Here is a 17,954-nt window from a genome sequence, read left to right on the forward strand (position 1 = left end):
ATGAACAGTTCGGGGATTTGAAATTTAAGTATAGAAACAGGGAGTTCTGGTGCCGTGGATACTATGTAGACACGGCAGGCAAGAACACGAAAAAGATACAGGAATATATAAAGCACCAGCTCGAAGCGGATAAAATGGGAGAGCAGTTGTCGATCCCTTATCCGGGAAGCCCGTTTACGGGCCGTAAGTAATCCAAAATGCAAATGTCAGATTGCGATGCGCCTGTTAGGGCGCTGCTGGTAAGAGAGCCTTACAGGCGCATTTGAAAAACCTCCGGCTATGCCGGAGGATATTTATTTTTGTACTTTATTGCCGACTGCCGTCGGATCTCCCGCTTATTTCAGCCGCCTGCCTGTATATCATCATTTCCGGACACGGAATACCTCCCCGTGTTTGTCAACAGGACCGCAGCGTTTCGTTGCCGGGCTTTTATAGTCTGACCCATTTGTACAGACCTGCCTGTGGATCGTTGTTGAGCACTTATCTGCCCCCGGAGACCTGGCCTGCGATGGTACTACAGGAGTAATGCACTCTGGCCACTGTGCACGTTACGATGCTTACCGGGTTAAGGCAGCCCGCATGTATGCAGTCAGTGTCTTAGGGCGGAGAAATGGTGTGTTTTGTCTGAGATGACCGGAACAGGGAAAAACAGAGACTCTTCGCCCGGAACTGATTGAATATACGCCATTAGCTTCACGCTGACGGGGCTCTTTGTACGGTGTGCTGTTGACGTGTCCGGGAGCAGGGGAGTAAAACTCAACGGAGAAGGGGTTTACCGTCTGAGTGTGGGGCTGTCAGTACCCTCTATGCCCAAAGTTTAGCTCTTTATCTCTTTAAATCAGTTGGTTAGTGGTGATAAATTAAACATATCAGCGCGAATATGTTCGCTCACTGAACAGGTTGATGAATTTTCAGTCATTCAGTCGGTTTTATTAGAAAAAATAGGGGATAGCACTTGCCAAGGTCGGGGAACCAGTCCATAATAGCCGCCATTCCGGAGACGAAAGAGAAATTAAGTCTTTCGGAATCAATAAGTTAGGTCGGCGTTTTGCCGGTGCTCAACAAAAAATCAGAAAGATAACATCTTTTAAGGTGTTGTAATTCAAAGAATTAAAGGCGCGTTGGCAGAGTGGCCATGCAGCGGATTGCAAATCCGCCTACCTCGGTTCGACTCCGGGACGCGCCTCCAGATTTGCCCGGGTGGTGAAATCGGTAGACACAAGGGATTTAAAATCCCTCGGCTGTAAGGCTGTGCGGGTTCAAGTCCCGCCCCGGGCACCACCGATTCAAATGAACAAAAATAAGCACTTATGTGCAATGTCGTTTAACCGCCGTCAGGCGGTTTTTTTATGTCTGAAATTCATGCCCTGTGCCCACAGGTAGCAATAAGTTGATCCTACCCACGTAATGTGTAGACAGCTCTAAGTGGATGGTGATGGCTGAAAAACCAAAACCTCAAAAAGTATCCGGAACTCATACAGATATGCTTATACTGCCAGTGACGTATCTGCGTGTCCGTCCGCGCTGGACTCAGGACGATAGTTACCGGATAAGGGGGCAGCAGTCGGGCTGAACAGGGAGCCTGCACACAGCCTGGCCTGGAGCGAACTGTCGAAACGGAATCGCGGTATCCTTTTCCCATGAACCGGTAACGCTCGCCGCAGCCTCATGACTGAACCTGAGTGATCGGATGAGCGGGGAGGTATTATTTCATCTGACCGTACAGAGTACTGCGGTCACTCCTGAGCTACATATCACAACTGCCACATGAAGCACTTTACTGACTTCTGCCCCCATGCCAACATATTAAGCAATGATACACACCGTTAGTGCTACCTGACTGGTTCAGGGCTGCGCACCGAAACCCGCTAAAACCACTGACGCACTAGTGCCTTGTTTCTTTCCACCCGGCGCGGTGTTACCAGGGGGGCCTGATTTCCGGGAAATGTACCCAAATGCTCACCCTGTGGGTGACTGAAGACGAGCACCGACGGCTGCCTGAGCGCTGCGACGGTAAACAGCTTGCAGCCGCGATGTGCCAGACTTACCTGGCCGCGAAACCGGTCCGTGCAGGCATACTTCCCTCGATCTCGCCGGCGTTGCTGCGTCAGCTGATCGGGGGGCGGAACAACCTCAATCAGACAGCCCGCAGAGTGAACCGCGGGCAGTGGTCCGGAAACGAGCGTGTGCAGGTGTTGCATGAGCAACAACAAAAGGATCGGGTTAAAGGCGGGCGCATCCGTAGCTGTAGCGGACGGATTTAGGTTAAGTTTCGTTCGGCATATGATGCTGACATTAACTTTTTAACATGCAAGGGATTAGCATGGAAATTATTGGCGACAATACCTGTTTCACCAGTATCAGGCCTAACAATAAAGTCGTTCAGTGTCGCGGAGAACAGCATAAATACTGGCTTGAACTCCGGTTCGTTGATGAAAACAATACCCCGGTTTCCGGGCTGAACGTGAGGCTTGAGTACCATCCGCTGGCGTCAGCCAGGGATGTGGAGATGTGGCGGCAATCCGGCTACGACTATAATCCGACACCGCCGCCCAATCCTCCGGGGGGCATGACCGATAGTCAGGGCGTGGTGCGCTTCGATAACCTCTACTGGATAGCGGCTGACGTGAAGACCGATGCCCGGCAGCTGGCAGATGAGATGGAAAAGCGCCCGCTGGGCCTGCGGCGTAACCCGAACAGCCAGCCGGTAAGCAACAATATATTCCGGCCGGAAACCCGCGCCCCCAAATGGCGCTCAGACGTGCAGGAAAAAGCCGGGATAGCCGGATACATCCATCACTATGTGACCATCGGGGAGCTTTGCGACCGGCTTCCGGAGATCGAGGGCTGGGCTGAGCCGGAGCCGCCGAAGTTTCATTTCCCACCGGGACGGTCACTGAAAGGCACCGAGATAGCGCGGGAGGCGCTCGATAAGCGGCATGTTATCGAGATCTGTCCGTTCCGCGCGTGGGTGCTGTCGCTGCACGACACGAAAGAGTATGACCTGGCGAACGCGCTGAACCTGGGCATTATGGCCGATCTGGTGTATGCCGCCGAAGCGAAGAACCCGACCATCGATTACTTTTTCCGACAGAAGTGTCAGGATCTGTCCTGTCTCCCGCAGCTTGCAGAATTCCCGAATTATTTTCATACGCTGGCGGTGGACGTGCCGTTCCGGGAGCGGTATCAGCCTCCGCTCTATATGAATACCGGGCAGGGGGCGCAGGGAGAAGGTGATACCCGCCTGTTTACGGTGGAGTGTGCCTCGCACGTTCTGGTTGCCTGGTGCGGTACCGACAGTCTGCTGAATTTCCGGACCGACGTGTCCTTCGGCCCGAAACGGTGCCCTGCAGAGCTGGGCGGGATGGGGAATGTGCACGGCGGTTTTCTGGAAGCTTATCAGCTGGCTAAACGGAAGTTCGGGGATAAGTTTAATCTTCGGGCACTCAGAACATCTTTAGACAATAGAAAGTCATTATTTATTTGCGGCCATAGTCTGGGAGGCGCGCTGGCGCTGCTGTATGCCGCGGAGATGAAGGCATTTAACCCGGTGCTGTACACCTACGGAATGCCACGAACGTTCAGTCGTCTGGCCGCGTACCTGCAGAGGGACATCACCCACTACCGTCACGCCAATGATAATGACACGGTGACACAGATCCCGCCGGAGGTGGATCTCGACAGCGAGCTTTACGAGAAACTGGGGTGGCTGGGTGACAAACTGGGCTTTGACTGGGTGATCACGTCGGCCATCGGTCTTTTACCGCGAACCTTCGGGGGAAATGCGGGCGTGGATATGGGGATTACACAGGAGAGAGATCCCTACTGGCATCACGGAAAAACGGTCCTGTTTTTACGCGCAGAACAAAGCGTAATGAAGTCCGGTGAGCGAAATACGCTGTGGATAGGGGGCGGAACGGTAAGCTATACGGAGAAGGCGGCGGTCAAACTGTATCTTGTGCCTGCCCTTAAGGAAGAATACCTGATATCCACCAAAGAGCATCAGGCGGCATTCATACAATGTCTGGCGCCGGGCGAGCTGGAGAAGCGGTTCCCTAAGGGGGAAAATACGGCATCATCCGGCTGGTTCAGTAAGCTATCAAACCACTCGATGGCGCACCGCTACCTTCCCTATATTCATAATCAGGTGCTGGAGCTTGCCGATCCGGTGCGGGATATGGACCGGAAAGCCATGCGGGACCGGTTCCGGAAGAGCGTTGAACAAAAGGCGAGCTTCAGTCATCCGGATGAGGTTGAACGTAATCGTGAGTTTCTGGCCCTTCAGGACATGCTGTCGGTTGCGCTGAGGCTGACACAGGCAGAGGAAACCGGGAAAAATGCCCTGCTGCGCTTTTCGGCGGTAACGGAGGAAGAAGTTGAATTTTCTCAATAAAACCACCGTCATTGCGTGTGCTGTAACACTGCTTTCCGGGTGTGATAACCGGCCTGACAAAACGCTGTCTCCTCCGGCGGATGCAAAGTGGGTAGACGTCACTTTCCGGGTGCCGGAGGGGATTACGCTGCAGCCCGCCGGGCTGCTGTACCGTTCGGCACAGTGCAAATCTGTGCGCTATAACTCAAGCAATGAACCGCATGATATACCGGGTTATAACGATATTGAGCGACCCTTCGGTGCCTCTGATGGCGATAATATCCGCCGTCTGCGGATTGCCGTGGACGGTGGTGGCCCGTGCCAGTGGCAGCTGAACTCGCTGATGGTGAACTTCAGAATTGCGGATGATGTTCCCCTGGCGAAGGGAAAAGAGGTTATCGATACCAGTTATATTTTCGATTTCGGAGACTACGGACTCAGTGATGGTTACGGGACCGGGCGGGCTAAAGCGTTCAGCGGGGAGCTAATTGAACTAAAAACAGATTTTTTCCCTATGGTGGTTCACCATATTGATAATACGGTAGATCTGTCTCTTTTCGGTGGTAATACAGCGTATGAGCAGTGGCGGAGGAGATATAAAACAGCAGATGTGGAACGCATTAATATTGATCCACAAATACACATCAATAAAGTAGTTTTATTAACCCCGCCTGCTATACGACTGGGAAATTTAACGGCGACCTATCCGGATGGCAGTCGTGAAGATATAAATCATATTTTCCCGGATTATGACAAGTTGCTGTCAATGAAATAGGCGATGTATATACCGAATAAACATGCTGTCGGTTGCGCTGAGGCTGACACAGGCAGAGGAAACCGGGAAAAATGCCCTGCTGCGCTTTTCGGCGGTAACGGAGGAAGAAGTTGAATTTTCTCAATAAAACCACCGTCATTGCGTGTGCTGTAACACTGCTTTCCGGGTGTGATAACCGGCCTGACAAAACGCTGTCTCCTCCGGCGGATGCAAAGTGGGTGGACGTTACTTTCCGGGTGCCGGAGGGGATTACGCTGCAGCCCGCCGGACTGCTGTACCGTTCGTTGCAATGCAAATCTGTGCGCTATAACTCAAGCAATGAACCGCATGATATACCGGGTTATAACGATATTGAGCGGCCCTTCGGTGCGCCTGATGGCGATAATATCCGCCGTCTGCGGGTTGCCGTGGACGGTGGTGGCCCGTGCCAGTGGCAGCTGAACTCGCTGATGGTGAACTTCAGAATTGCGGACGATGTTCCCCTGGTGAAGGGAAAAGAGGTTATCGATACCAGTTATATTTTCGATTTCGGGGACTATGGTCTCAGTGACGGCTACGGGACCGGGCGGGCGAAGGTGTTCAGCGAGAAAATGTTGGTTCTGAATACAGACTTCTTTCCGATAGTGTTTATAAATCATATGTTTAAAAAAACAACGCTAAAATTTTTTGGTGGGGATACTAATTACGATAAATGGGGCAGACGCTATCGCTTATCTTATACTGATGATATTTATCTGCATCCATCAGTGCATATTAATAAGCCCGTAATACTTGAAAGTCCAATATCGCCCCCGGGAAATATCAATGCACTCTATCCTGATGGCAGTCGTGAGGATGTGCCGAATATTTTCCCGGATTATGACAAGTTGCTGTCAATGAAATAGGCGATGTATATACCGAATAAACATGCTGCCGGTCGCTCTGAGGCTGACACAGGCAGAGGAAACCGGGAAAAATGCCCTGCTGCGCTTTTCGGCGGTAACGGAGGGAGAAGTTGAACTTTCTCAATAAAACCACCGTCATTGCGTGTGCGGTGACGCTGCTTTCCGGGTGTGATAACCGGCCTGACAAAACGCTGTCTCCTCCGGCGGATGCAAAGTGGGTGGACGTTACTTTCCGGGTGCCGGAGGGGATTACGCTGCAGCCCGCCGGGCTGCTGTACCGTTCGGCACAGTGCAAATCTGTGCGCTACAACTCAAGCAATGAACCGCATGATATACCGGGCTACAACGATATTGAGCGGCCCTTCGGTGCCTCTGATGGCGATAATATCCGCCGTCTGCGGGTTGCCGTGGATGGCGGCGGCCCGTGCCAGTGGCAACTGAACTCGCTGAAAATGAGCTTCAGAATTGCGGACGATGTTCCCCTGGTGAAGGGAAAAGAGGTTATCGATACCAGTTATATTTTCGATTTCGGGGACTATGGTCTCAGTGACGGCTACGGGACCGGGCGGGCGAAGGTATTCAGCGAGAAAATATTGGTTCTGAATACAGATTTCTTCCCTATAGTTGCTAATCACATCGATAATACGGTTAGTTTGAAGTTATTCGGGGGGGAGACAGGAACAGAAAAGTGGCGCAGGCGTTTTAGTCTAAGTAATACACAGCATATAGCTATTGAACCTGTTGTTCATCTTATGAAAGTTGTTGTATTAAACCCACCAGATCATCCAGGAAATCTGACAGCAACTTATCCTGATGGCAGTCGTGAGGATGTACCGAATATTTTCCCGGATTATGACAAGTTGCTGTCAATGAAATAGGCGATGTATATACCGAATAAACATGCTGCCGGTCGCTCTGAGGCTGACACAGGCAGAGAACATCGGGAAAAATGCCCTGCTGCGCTTTTCGGCGGTAACGGAGGAAGAAGTTGAACTTTCTCGGTAAAACAGTCGTCGTGTTGGCTTTAACACTGCTTTCCGGGTGTGATAACCGGCCTGACAAGACGCTGTCTCCTCCGGCTGATGCAAAATGGGTGGACGTTACTTTCCGGGTACCGGAGGGGATTACGCTGCAGTCCGCCGGATTGCTGTACCGTTCGGCACAGTGCAAATCTGTGCGCTACAACTCAAGCAATGAACCGCATGATATACCGGGCTACAACGATATTGAGCAGCTTAAGGGATGCCATAAGTCTGTTTAACCGGCTCCACAGAAAGGGCCGCCCGCAGCCGGGCCGGTGAAATGACAAAAAAGGCCTGACAGATCTTAATCCGGCGATAGGGTGATTCAGTAATATTATCGGCTGTTATTTCTTATGCTCATCAGGTCATAAATATAAACCGCTATTTTTCACCACTCACCCAATAAGTATCTGTTCCTTTCCTAACGCCTTCTATGAATAAATAATCACAATCCGGGCGCTCCTGACATTGCATAATATCCATAATAATAACGCGGAATATTTAATCCTCAATAAAGAGAGCCCCGAAAAATAAGGCCCTGTTTTTTTCGGGGTTGTCGTTATTTTTTGATGACTATTATTAATCACAACGATCATTTTTTTAAATGGCAGGGGCGGTATTATTTCTTCATTGTCATGAAGATGTAATAAAAATGATTTAACAGCAGTTAAATATACTTTGGTTACAATTTATCCCGAAAGGAACTGTTAGTTAACTAACATAGTATTAAATTTTGTATAAGGATCGTTATGTGATCCTTTTCTCTGGGTGAAGTTGATAAATTACAATAATTAAGTATAAATCACTTAATTTCCTCTCGTAGTAAAGATTGCGTAAATTTCTGTTTGCTTAAGTAAATTCATCTCTCTATGATTAATCTCATTCGTTAGCATTTAGTGCTATTTAATAAATCTACCGATAAGAGAAAATAATAGGTGGCCAGAAAAATATTATATTGCCTGGTGTTATTGTTTGTATTTTCAAGGCAGGATTTGGCGGCAGAGGGTTTTCTGGCTTCCCGGGCAGGCAATTCACCGGAAAACGGTCTGTCTCAGATTTATGAAATATCGTCAGGCACAACGTTGAAGGAGGGATTACAGCAATGGTCTGCCACGAGCGGGTGCAACCTTGCAGGTATTCCTCACTGGAAATTGATTTGGGAAAGCCATGTTAATTATCCGGTTGATGCCCCCCTTATTTTCCATGGGGATTATCTTTCGGCTATCGCAAAGGTCATCGATTTGTACTCAGCGGCTCAGATCCCGCTCTATGCACATATTTATCGCAACCAATGTCTGGTGGTCATCGATACCCGTTAAAGGATGACTTATGTATTACTGGTTACTGTCATTTTTTATCGGTGGATTATTATTTATGGGGCTGTTTCCTCAGGCGCAGACTCAGCGTCAGATTGATGATGAAAACTGCCAGCGAGAGGCGATATTTTTTCTGAACAGCTCAGTCAGGTGGCAGCATTCAGACCAGACACTGCCTGCCAGTGCCGGATATTCTGAAATCCCGTTACATTTTGAACGGCGGGGGTCACAACATTATATCTGGACTGCTGAAAAGCCGGGACTGGCAGGTTGTCTGATGGTGGTTAGCGAACATAGCCGGTTATTTTATATTTTTCGGCATCACCGCTTGTATGACATGTACGGTACAGCGGTAAACATAGAAATTCCTAATGACATGACTGACGACAGTATTCTCTATTATTACCAGGGATAAGATGGTTTATGAAATTCAATAAAAACACCACGCTGAGCCTGTTATCATTCATCTTTATTCAGATATCAGGATGCAGTAGCTGGCAGAGAATTAATGATATTGAAAAAGATAATAGTCAGCTGACATCACAGGCAGATGCCATGATGCCATTCAATAAATCACATCCCTATGTTATTAACGAAAAAACGCAATGGATCAATCCTGAGCCGATAAGCCGCGACTTACAGAAGGAGCAGGGTGAACTGCCATCCTGTAATATGACATTGAACCATCCGGGAAATATCAGCCTTGAGGCGGTTGCTTCACTGATTACTTCTCAATGTCATATTCCGGTGAATATCAGTCAGGATGCACTCAGTCAGCAGGAAAATAACCCTGGTTTCAGTAGTCAGGATCCGTCAATGAATGACCCTTTGCCGGGGAACGGCGCGCCGGTGAATACCGTTTCCTCCGGTACATCACTGAATCATCTTTTCTGGCAGGGGCCGGTTGCTGGTTTGCTGGATGATATTACCGCACGTCAGGGCCTGAGCTGGGAATATCAGGATCACCGGGTCATTATTTCTTATATGACCACGAAAACCTTCCCTGTTTTATTTATGGATAATAATGCCAGTTTTTATTCCCGTACGGTCAGCGGTACAACTTCTTCGCAAAACCAGAATACTAACGGCGTAGCAGGGGGCCAGAGCGCGTCTGACAATAGTGATAAAAACTCAGGCACGACTTCTCAGGCGACCACGATGGAAATAAAGTCCGGACTGTACCGTGATATCGCCAGCACCATCTCTATGATGCTGACTCCGGGTAAAGGACGGATGGATCTGACGAACGGAGAATTGACCGTTCGGGATACACCGCGAGTATTGAGTGATGTGGCGCGATATATCGATGATCGGAACACTCAACTAAACCGGCAGGTTGTTCTGAATGTGCAGGTTTACAGCATCGATAACAAAGATAACGACCAGCTAGGTATCGACTGGAAAGCGGTATTCAACAACAGCAACCTGGGGTTATCACTGACATCGCCGTATGCGGATGCGGCCAGTGAAATGATGAGTAGCGGTATCTCTATTCTGGACGGGAAAGGGCAGGGCAGTACGGCATTAGTGAAAGCGCTGGCAGAACAGACGCATCTGACCGTCGTGACCCAGCTCTCCAGCATGACGACTAACCTTTCAGCGGTTCCGGTTCAGGTGGCGTTACAGCAGGATTATGCCTCTGATACCAGCACAGAGAATACTGCCAATGTCGGTTCTTCCAGCAGTATCAGTAAGTCCACCATCACCACGGGCCTGAATATGACGATCCTGCCATATCTGATGCCGGACTCAACCCGTATGCAGTTGCAGTTTGCCATCAATATGTCCGATGACCCGACCTTCAGAACCTTTACCAGCCAGAATGCGTCGATTGAACTGATGAAAACCAGGATGAAAATTTTCACTCAGCGGGTATTGATGAAATCCGGACAGACGCTGGTGTTAAGCGGTTATCAGTCGGTAAGTAACAGTGATGATCATCAGGGCGTTGACCACTCTCATTTCTTCCTGTTCGGCGGGGGTGACGGCGGCAGCCGCGGGAAATCGGCGCTAGTGATCCTGATCACCCCGGTTCTGATGGGATAACGGTAATGCAACAGAACAGACCCTACAGCATCCGTCAGGGCGGTCGCCAACTGGTGGCCGGGCTTTCCTGGCGCTATCTGCCGGTCCGTGGCCGCAGGAAGATCCGCCAGCGCTTACCGGCGGTTCAGCACACTTACCATGTTGTGCTGACAAATGACCGCACGGGTGATCCGGGATGTCTGCTGGGCAGCGTACAGCTGCTACCGGCAAAACAGGGGCGAGAGAAACGTTATCCGCTGGCCCTGGTGGCTCTGCAGAAAATGCCACCAGACAGCTACGCCGTCTGCCGGCTGGAAGAAGGACTTTACTGGTTTATAGCCAAAGAAGGTCACGGGCTATCACCGTTCAGCGATATTCCCGGTACCCGTGAGGAAACAGAGCACTATCTGCAGCAGTTTTTGTTACTCCACCGCTCAGATAGCCAGTGGCAGGAATTTCGCAGCACCAGCGCGTCAGAAAAAAAAGAGACTTTCGCTGGCCTGACGCTGGACGAGTTGCTGCAAGATACGCCACCGCTGGCCCGTAAATACCGGCTGAAAGGAACAGATAACCGTTACCGGCTAAGGCTGGCCGGCGGGCTGTTGGTGGCCGGGGCTGCACTACTTTCAGCCGTTATGTGGCGGAATAACTACCAGCAACAGCAGCGTATTGAAGCGGCCCAACGCTATTTGTTACTAAAGCAGCAAAGTGCGGCAGCCGATGCGGCTCCGCCCTGGTCCCGTCAGCCTTCCCTTAGTGAGGTGTTGTCTGCCTGTCAGCAGCGTACCGGTGTTTTACCGATTATGATTGCCGGCTGGGGATTAAGTCATGTGAGTTGTACGGCTGATCCCGCCAGGATAACGGCGAAATATAGTCTGCAGGGCAGCGGAACGGTCGATGATTTTTCCCGCCAGCTAAAAGAGCATGGTTTGTCCGGGCTGCCTTACCGGTTCAATCTTCCGGGAGCAGGCGATGAAGCTGAGCTGCTCTTGCCTTTTGTTATGCAGAAACGCCCTGGCCCTGGTGTGGCCTCAGAGCCTGCGTCGCTCACCTCGCTGGCGAGTCTGGCACAACGGACGCACAGTGAATTACAACTTTCGGACGTCGCCGGGACCGGGTCGGATCCGTTCAGTGTGCGGACATTTACTCTGGTGACGCCGATCAGTCCGCGTTTATTACTCTCAGGCCCGGTCATGCAGGCCCGGAACCTGGGGTTTACTCGCCTTGACATCAGCCTGACCGCGGGCCGGTTACTTTTTACGCTTGAGGGACGCTTATATGAAAAGCAGTAATTTCAGGGGAGGTTATCTGTTGATCCTGCTCACCTGTAGCCTGAGAGCGGTAGCCGGAAGTCAGGATGACGGATTTACCCTTGGCTCTCTTGAAAAGATCCAGGAAGAAACCTTATTTGACCAGGCTCAGCTGGAACATGTCCGGGCACGGAATGAGCTGGATAAATACCGGCAAACGGCTCAGCCACAACCGGCAGCAGAGCCTGCAGAAATCCCCGGCCATCAATCGACGGGTATGCACGGCGGGGCGGCTTATGCTCCGGCGCCTCTCAGCACGCCATCAGAAAGTACTCCGCCGGCAGAAGCCGCTCTGCCGATGGTTATCCAAATCTGGGGGAGTCGCCGGCATCTTAATGCACAGTTGCAGATGCCGGATGGGAAACGACTGACGGTGGATGAAAACACGATCCTGCCCGGCGACTTGTATCGCGTCATCGCGATCACTCCCCGTGAAGTCAGGATAAGTACCGGCCATGGCTCACCGAAGAACCTCGCATTTATCGGGGGGAGTGATGATTAATCGTCAGGACAGTTCGGCATACATTTATATTGACCGTTCTGCGGATGAGCCCACGGTTTACTTCTCCGAAGCTCACCGGCATGACCCGTTAACGACCTCGGTGCTGGCCGGCATACTGCGACAGACACCACAGGCCAGGTTTGAACCTGTCCAGCTCGATGAGCTGCGTCAGTTACAGAGTGAACAACAGAGTAGCCAGGTCACTTCGGAGATCAGCCGCTCTGAGCAGCAATCAAGAGTGATCCGTTATTTCCGGCAGGCCGTGACTCTCGGAGCTTCAGATATTCATCTGCTGATAGGGTACCAGGAGGTCACTCTGGTGCAGTTACGTATCCACGGCCAGTTGCGCACCATCGCGCAACTGGAGCGCGAAGAAGGTATGCAACTTGCGGCGACCATTGTGTTATCCATGTGTGATGTAACGGAAAAAAGCTTTAATGCTAACCGTGCACAGGATGGCAGGTTACGCAGTGAATTTGTCCGTCAACTGGGGATTTTCGGTGCCCGTTATGCACATACGCCTGCCGAATTCGGGCTGTATGTTGTCATGCGCGTTTTGCCCGATGACAGTAGTTCATTACCCACCCCGGACCAATTAGGTTTTCTGCCGGTGCAGCAGCAACAGATCACCCGAATGCTGACCCGTCCCGAGGGGATCATCATTATTTCAGGGCCTACCGGCTCAGGAAAGAGTACCTCTCTGCGCTGTTTCAGCCGCTGTTACCTGGAACAGACGTTACACAGTAAACGGCTGTTCACCATTGAAGATCCTCCTGAAGGGATGATCCCCGGGGCGGTTCAGACGCCGGTGATCGCTGATCGCACCGATCCCGAAGCGCTGAGTCAGGCCTGGTCCAGAGGCATTTCATCGGCGTTACGTCTGGATCCGGATGCGATGATCATCGGTGAGATCCGCGATACTAACTCGGTCCGGGCCGCACTCAGTGCCGCGAAGTCAGGGCATCTGGTGCAGACCACTCTGCATGCTAACGATGCTATCGGTATTCTGGATCGCCTGACCGATACCCTGCAAATTCCGTTGCCGGAAATTGCTGATGCTCAGTTAGTGATTGGCCTGATTGCACAGCGTCTGGTCCCTGTGCTGTGTCCGTCCTGCAAGCTGAGCTGGCAGCAAAAGCTACCTTCCTTATCAGCGGAACAACGGGAATTTCTGACACGGCATTGTGATGCAGAAAAACTCTGTTTCCGGCATTCGTCCGGATGTTCAGCATGTTTCCATGGCACGGTTGGCCGGAAAATGATTGCCGAGGTGATCCGCCCCGATGCCCGCTTTATGGAGCTGTACCGGCACGAGGGTAAAATTGCTGCCCGCAGATACTGGCTGGATACCCTGAACGGCATTACCCGAACGGCGCACCTGAAAGACTATCTTCATCAGGGAGTTGCCGACCCGCTCGACGCCGATTTGATAAGCCCGCTGGATGAAGATGACCTGATGCAGCCTTCTCTAAGGAGTCAGGCATGACGGAGAAACGGACGTGGCGGGAATACAGCGAATCTCTCAGTCGCCAGCTGGCATTGAGAACCTTCTCAGGGAATGACCGGATCAGTTTGTATGATGACCTGGCTTTCCTGCTGGAGAATCAGTTCAAACTCGCAGATGCCATCAGCACGCTGATTATCAGCGATCGTTCGGCAAACAGCCCGCGGGTCTATTGTCTGCAGGATATTGCTGCCGCACTGACCTGCGGCATGTCACTGGATAAAGGATTACGTGGCTGGGTCCCGGAGCAGGAACTCTTATTGCTCAGTGCGGGGGTCAGTGACGGTGACCTTGCTGCCGCTATCCGACGCGCCATGACCATCGCGCGGGCCACAAAAGAGATGCGCTCAGCCTGCAGTGCTGCGCTGGCGTATCCGTGCCTGTTACTGATCTCTTGTCTGTTTATGGTGCAACTGGTCAGTCATCGCTTTCTTCCGCGACTGGCGGTTCTGGTCAGTGAAGACCAGTGGCAGGGCTCGCTGCAGGCACTGGCCATTATTTCCCGCGGGCTGAGTGAACACCTGATCCTGATCTCTGTCAGCGCTCTTGTGCTGACGGGCTGGACACTCTGGTCACTGCCTAATCTGACCGGACGTGTGCGTTGCCACCTGCTGGACCACATGTTGCCGTGGAAACTTTACCGCGATATCCAGGGGGTGAGTTTCCTGCTGAATATCTCGGCACTGCTCCGTGCACAAGTGAAAACCGAACAGAGCATCAACCAGTTAATGCAACGCGCTTCGCCCTGGCTGTATGAACGGCTGGAGGCCACTCTGCAGCATGTCTGGCAGGGAAAGCATCTGGGGGCAGCATTGTTTGCCAGCGGATATGCCTTTCCTTCAGCGGAGACCGTTAAAAAACTACGGGTACTGACTGCCGCGGATAATGCAGAAAATATTATAGAAAATTTCGCTAATGACTGGCTGCAAAAAACCGTACAGCGGATTAAGCAAACCGCGACGATGGCCGGGTATGTCTGCCTGGGCCTGAACGCCGGTTACATGGTACTGATCCTGCTCTCCACGCAGGACCTGAATAACCTGATTTCCGTTCATCAATAACCCGAGGAAACTCATGACAACTGCAACACGAATACACCGGGGCGCTATCTCCCTGTTTGAAGCCGGTATCTGGATCACCATTTCCCTTATTGTGCTGGTGATTGGGATCAGTGTCGGAGGGGGGTTATTCAGCCGTAATGATACCAGCACGGAGATGGGGAATATCAGTGAACTGATCACCAATACCCGTAATATGCTAAAAGTCGGCGGGAGCTACCAGTTTGCATCCGACCGGGAAATGACCGGGGCGTTGATCCGTTTCGGTGGCGCGCCGGGGAATATGACCATCCGCGGGGATAAAAACTCCGGTCAGGCCATCCTCAGTAATGTCTGGGGCAAAAATGTCACTCTGGTTCCGGATAACGTGCAGGGAGAGGGCAGCGACAGCGGATTTATACTGCGTTATGAGGGGGTCCCGTCGGAGGCCTGTACAACTCTGGCGACCAAACTGGGTAGCACCAGCCTGATCGATCATATCAGTATTAACGGTCACCGCTATACCAGCAGTCAGGGGGCGGGAGAGGCCGCTGCGGACTGCCAGTCCGCCGGGGGCGGTAAAGATGATAACCGTCTCGAATTTTTCAGTGCGAACTGACACGATGGAGCGCGGGCTTTTTTGTTTTCTGCTGCTGTTATCGTGGCCAGGCTGTGCCGCAGATTGTTTTGAGCAGGCAGCCCGTCACTATCATCTGAATGCTGATCTGCTCAGGGCCATCAGTCAGGTGGAAAGTCAGGGAGAGGCGGGCAGTATCGGACTGAATCGTGATGCACAGGGGCGGGTGATCAGCAGGGACTACGGACTGATGCAGATTAATTCGACCCATATCGCCGCATTGATTCGTGAGCACCGGATACACCAGGCCACAGATTTATTGCGGGACCCTTGTCTGAATATCGATACAGGCGCAGGGATCCTGGCCCGTCATCTGAGCTATTGCGGAAATAACTGGGCCTGTCTGGCCACCTACAACACCGGTTTTCTGCAGGGCCGGGATCAGGCACGCCGCCGTTATATCCATAAGGTTTACCTGGCTTATATGATGTATTCGCAGCGGAAGGCAGGATGATGGCAGACAAGATAGTGCTGTTTATGGTCGCCGGAATGCTGATGGTCAGGCAGGCCTGTCAGTTTATCGGTGATCATCAGGGGAATACCCCGGGCAAGCCAGTGCCTGTGGCAATTATTCTGCTGGCCACAGCCGCTTTTGCTCTGGCACTGTGGGTGCCAGGCATGTCCGCACAGCCTGTGGTACTGGCAGCGTTTCTGTTATGGGGAATTTTATTCACCGTGATTGATATCAGCAATTTCTGGCTGCCCTGGCGCTTTACTCTTAGTTTTACAGTGACCGGTGCATTGATACTCTTTCTGATAAAGGGCAGTGCCGCCGTTATTACCGGAATAATTACCTGGAGTATTCTGTTTTTATTATTCCGGGGAGTCGAAAAAATTTCGCTGAGGATCTGCGGAACCTCGGTAGGTCAGGGGGATGTGTATTTTATCAGTGCATTGAGTTTCTGGATGCATTGGCAAGTCATTTGTCTGGTATCCGGCGTGGGTTTTTTATTATTATTTTGTCACGCACTGATAATAAATAAAAAAACACTACCGTATGCCCCTTATTTTTATGTAGCGTTCTTACTCTGTCAGGTAACGGATGTTGCCGGATTAATTTAACAATAGTGTACCTATGGGAAATATACATCGCGGAGATACGCTGTTTTCTCTGAGCCTGGTGCTGGCGTTAATATTAATTGCAGCGCCGATAGGGTATCAAAGATACAGTGACTATTTACAACTGCAGGAATGGACAGTCACCGCCAGAGAAACTGACATGTTTTCCGGTGCGGCTGAGCGTTACCTGAAAGATAATTATGGTGAATTACAGAAACATTTGCTGGCAGAGAAATTTATTGCGATCGATGTAGAGCAACTCCGGCAACAAGGGTATCTGGATAAAAATATCTCGCTTATTAATAACGAGGGGCAAAGCTATACCGCGTATTTCACTCTGGATAACCTGACGGATAAAAATATTACAGGGTTATTACTTTCCCGGCAGGGCACTGTTCTCAGTGAAAAAGGGATGCGTTATATCGCACGACTGATGCACGGAGAGTCCGGGTATATCAGTAAAGATAATCAGGCGACCGGGGTGGATGGCAGCTGGAAACTGAATACCACGGAGTCCGGCATTCCGGCGGCCCGTGGGCATCTGGTCACGCTGTTCTCCGCCGACACGATGCAGAGTGTATTCAGTGAAAGTGACCGCCTTTACCGTTATACGGTACCAGGCCATCCGGAACTGAATCAGATGCATGCCGATATGGATCTGACGCAGCACGGGATACGTAATGCAGGCGAGATCACAGGAAAAAACATATCGCTCAGCGGCAGTCTGGCGGCAGACAGCGTATCGGCCAAAGGCGGGCTGTGGAGTGACGGTACGATCACCGGTGAAACGGATATCCGTACCGTGACCGGGTCATTGGTGACCCGCGGGGATAAAGGATGGATCAACAGTACCCATAATGGCGGCTTTTATATGGATGATGACCAGTGGGTAAAAGTCTGGAAGGACAAAGGGATTGAAACCGGGGGTGAAATTAAAGGCGGGAAAATATCTTCAGATGGCCGCATGACGACCCGTGAATATTTGGAGGTTCAGGGCAGTGCCTCACTGAATTCTGCCTGCAATGAAGATGGCCTGATGGCTAATGGCGGCAATTCAGGGATTTTATTTTGCTACAACGGCCAGTGGACGGGATATATGAAAAATTCGGTTCAGCTTTCCAGCCTCGGTGGCAGAACCGGAAGCTATCAGGGTGTCAATGGCACGGGTGAAATGGTCTGGATGTCGGCAACCGGGGGGAGTTCTTCACTGAACCGGAGTGCAGGAGATGGCTATTGTTATAATTTTGCGGATTTAATCGCCGCAGTTAACGGAATTATTGTCGCTCACAATAGCAGTCAGGGTAAAAATATTACGCCTTCAACTTCGGTGTTATTTGCTATTCCGCCGGGAGCGAGTTTTTCCGTGTCTTCCCGGCCAGGCCAGTTATATGGCTGCGGATCCGGACAGTTTTCTGTTTCTGCTTATCAATAATCGTTATCGGAAAATCAGGAGGTGAATTAAAAACAAAAAACCGTGTGTATTCCTTATTAAATATAACTATGGAGTCTGT

General features: G+C 51.2%; 17 protein-coding genes and 2 tRNA genes. All 19 read left to right on the top strand.

The genetic code is table 11. The features are described from left to right. Positions 1 to 191, top strand: a 191-nt coding sequence (locus CG67_RS04055; protein WP_025901704.1) for an IS200/IS605 family transposase, incomplete at its 5' end; no start/stop codon positions are given. A gap of 924 nt (positions 192 to 1,115) precedes the next feature. After that, positions 1,116 to 1,189, top strand: a tRNA-Cys gene (locus CG67_RS04060). A 5-nt stretch (positions 1,190 to 1,194) separates the two neighbouring features. Continuing rightward, positions 1,195 to 1,281: transfer RNA gene (locus CG67_RS04065), tRNA-Leu, on the top strand. A 674-nt stretch (positions 1,282 to 1,955) separates the two neighbouring features. Beyond that, positions 1,956 to 2,264, top strand: coding sequence for a mobilization protein (locus tag CG67_RS04070; RefSeq protein WP_025901705.1), 309 nt, complete (start codon positions 1,956 to 1,958; stop codon positions 2,262 to 2,264). A 59-nt stretch (positions 2,265 to 2,323) separates the two neighbouring features. Beyond that, entirely contained in the window at positions 2,324 to 4,393 is a 2,070-nt protein-coding gene (locus tag CG67_RS04075; RefSeq protein ID WP_025901706.1) for a lipase family protein, read from the top strand. After that, a complete protein-coding gene (locus CG67_RS04080) occupies positions 4,377 to 5,147 on the top strand; it encodes a hypothetical protein (protein ID WP_025901707.1) in 771 nt (256 codons plus the stop codon). The genes CG67_RS04075 and CG67_RS04080 overlap by 17 nt, the downstream gene beginning before the upstream one ends. Before the next feature lie 110 nt (positions 5,148 to 5,257). Next, positions 5,258 to 6,031: a hypothetical protein gene (locus CG67_RS04085; RefSeq protein ID WP_025901708.1), complete on the top strand. Its 774-nt coding sequence runs from the start codon at positions 5,258 to 5,260 to the stop codon at positions 6,029 to 6,031. Between the two features lie 110 nt (positions 6,032 to 6,141). Next, positions 6,142 to 6,909: a hypothetical protein gene (locus tag CG67_RS04090; RefSeq protein ID WP_025901709.1), complete on the top strand. Its 768-nt coding sequence runs from the start codon at positions 6,142 to 6,144 to the stop codon at positions 6,907 to 6,909. Between the two features lie 1,106 nt (positions 6,910 to 8,015). Beyond that, positions 8,016 to 8,372 (top strand): toxin co-regulated pilus biosynthesis Q family protein, encoded by a 357-nt coding sequence (locus tag CG67_RS18235; protein ID WP_256360144.1) that lies wholly within the window; start codon positions 8,016 to 8,018, stop codon positions 8,370 to 8,372. A 10-nt stretch (positions 8,373 to 8,382) separates the two neighbouring features. Continuing rightward, positions 8,383 to 8,784: a type IV pilus biogenesis protein PilM gene (locus tag CG67_RS04105; protein WP_025901712.1), complete on the top strand. Its 402-nt coding sequence runs from the start codon at positions 8,383 to 8,385 to the stop codon at positions 8,782 to 8,784. An 8-nt stretch (positions 8,785 to 8,792) separates the two neighbouring features. Further along, the gene (locus CG67_RS04110) at positions 8,793 to 10,415 is read left to right on the top strand and encodes a PilN family type IVB pilus formation outer membrane protein (protein WP_025901713.1); all 1,623 of its coding nucleotides are present in this window, start codon (positions 8,793 to 8,795) and stop codon (positions 10,413 to 10,415) included. Positions 10,416 to 10,420: 5 nt separating this feature from the next. Beyond that, the gene (gene pilO2, locus CG67_RS04115; RefSeq protein WP_025901714.1) at positions 10,421 to 11,686 is read left to right on the top strand and encodes a type 4b pilus protein PilO2; all 1,266 of its coding nucleotides are present in this window, start codon (positions 10,421 to 10,423) and stop codon (positions 11,684 to 11,686) included. Continuing rightward, the gene (gene pilP, locus CG67_RS04120) at positions 11,673 to 12,206 is read left to right on the top strand and encodes a type IV pilus biogenesis protein PilP (protein ID WP_025901715.1); all 534 of its coding nucleotides are present in this window, start codon (positions 11,673 to 11,675) and stop codon (positions 12,204 to 12,206) included. The genes pilO2 and pilP overlap by 14 nt, the downstream gene beginning before the upstream one ends. Continuing rightward, a complete protein-coding gene (locus CG67_RS04125) occupies positions 12,199 to 13,692 on the top strand; it encodes a GspE/PulE family protein (protein ID WP_025901716.1) in 1,494 nt (497 codons plus the stop codon). Before pilP ends, CG67_RS04125 begins: the two co-directional genes overlap by 8 nt. Next, complete coding sequence (locus CG67_RS04130; RefSeq protein ID WP_025901717.1) at positions 13,689 to 14,771, top strand: type II secretion system F family protein; 1,083 nt, start codon at positions 13,689 to 13,691, stop codon at positions 14,769 to 14,771. Before CG67_RS04125 ends, CG67_RS04130 begins: the two co-directional genes overlap by 4 nt. Before the next feature lie 13 nt (positions 14,772 to 14,784). Then, positions 14,785 to 15,366 (top strand): type 4 pilus major pilin, encoded by a 582-nt coding sequence (locus CG67_RS04135; protein WP_025901718.1) that lies wholly within the window; start codon positions 14,785 to 14,787, stop codon positions 15,364 to 15,366. 4 nt (positions 15,367 to 15,370) lie between these two features. Next, positions 15,371 to 15,838, top strand: coding sequence for a lytic transglycosylase domain-containing protein (locus tag CG67_RS04140; RefSeq protein ID WP_025901719.1), 468 nt, complete (start codon positions 15,371 to 15,373; stop codon positions 15,836 to 15,838). Beyond that, a complete protein-coding gene (locus CG67_RS04145; RefSeq protein WP_025901720.1) occupies positions 15,835 to 16,446 on the top strand; it encodes a prepilin peptidase in 612 nt (203 codons plus the stop codon). Before CG67_RS04140 ends, CG67_RS04145 begins: the two co-directional genes overlap by 4 nt. A 13-nt stretch (positions 16,447 to 16,459) precedes the next feature. Then, complete coding sequence (gene pilV, locus CG67_RS04150; protein ID WP_025901721.1) at positions 16,460 to 17,875, top strand: shufflon system plasmid conjugative transfer pilus tip adhesin PilV; 1,416 nt, start codon at positions 16,460 to 16,462, stop codon at positions 17,873 to 17,875. Positions 17,876 to 17,954 lie beyond the last annotated feature (79 nt).

The sequence above is a fragment of the Tatumella sp. UCD-D_suzukii genome (assembly GCF_000611875.2).
Lineage (GTDB): Bacteria > Pseudomonadota > Gammaproteobacteria > Enterobacterales > Enterobacteriaceae > Tatumella > Tatumella ptyseos.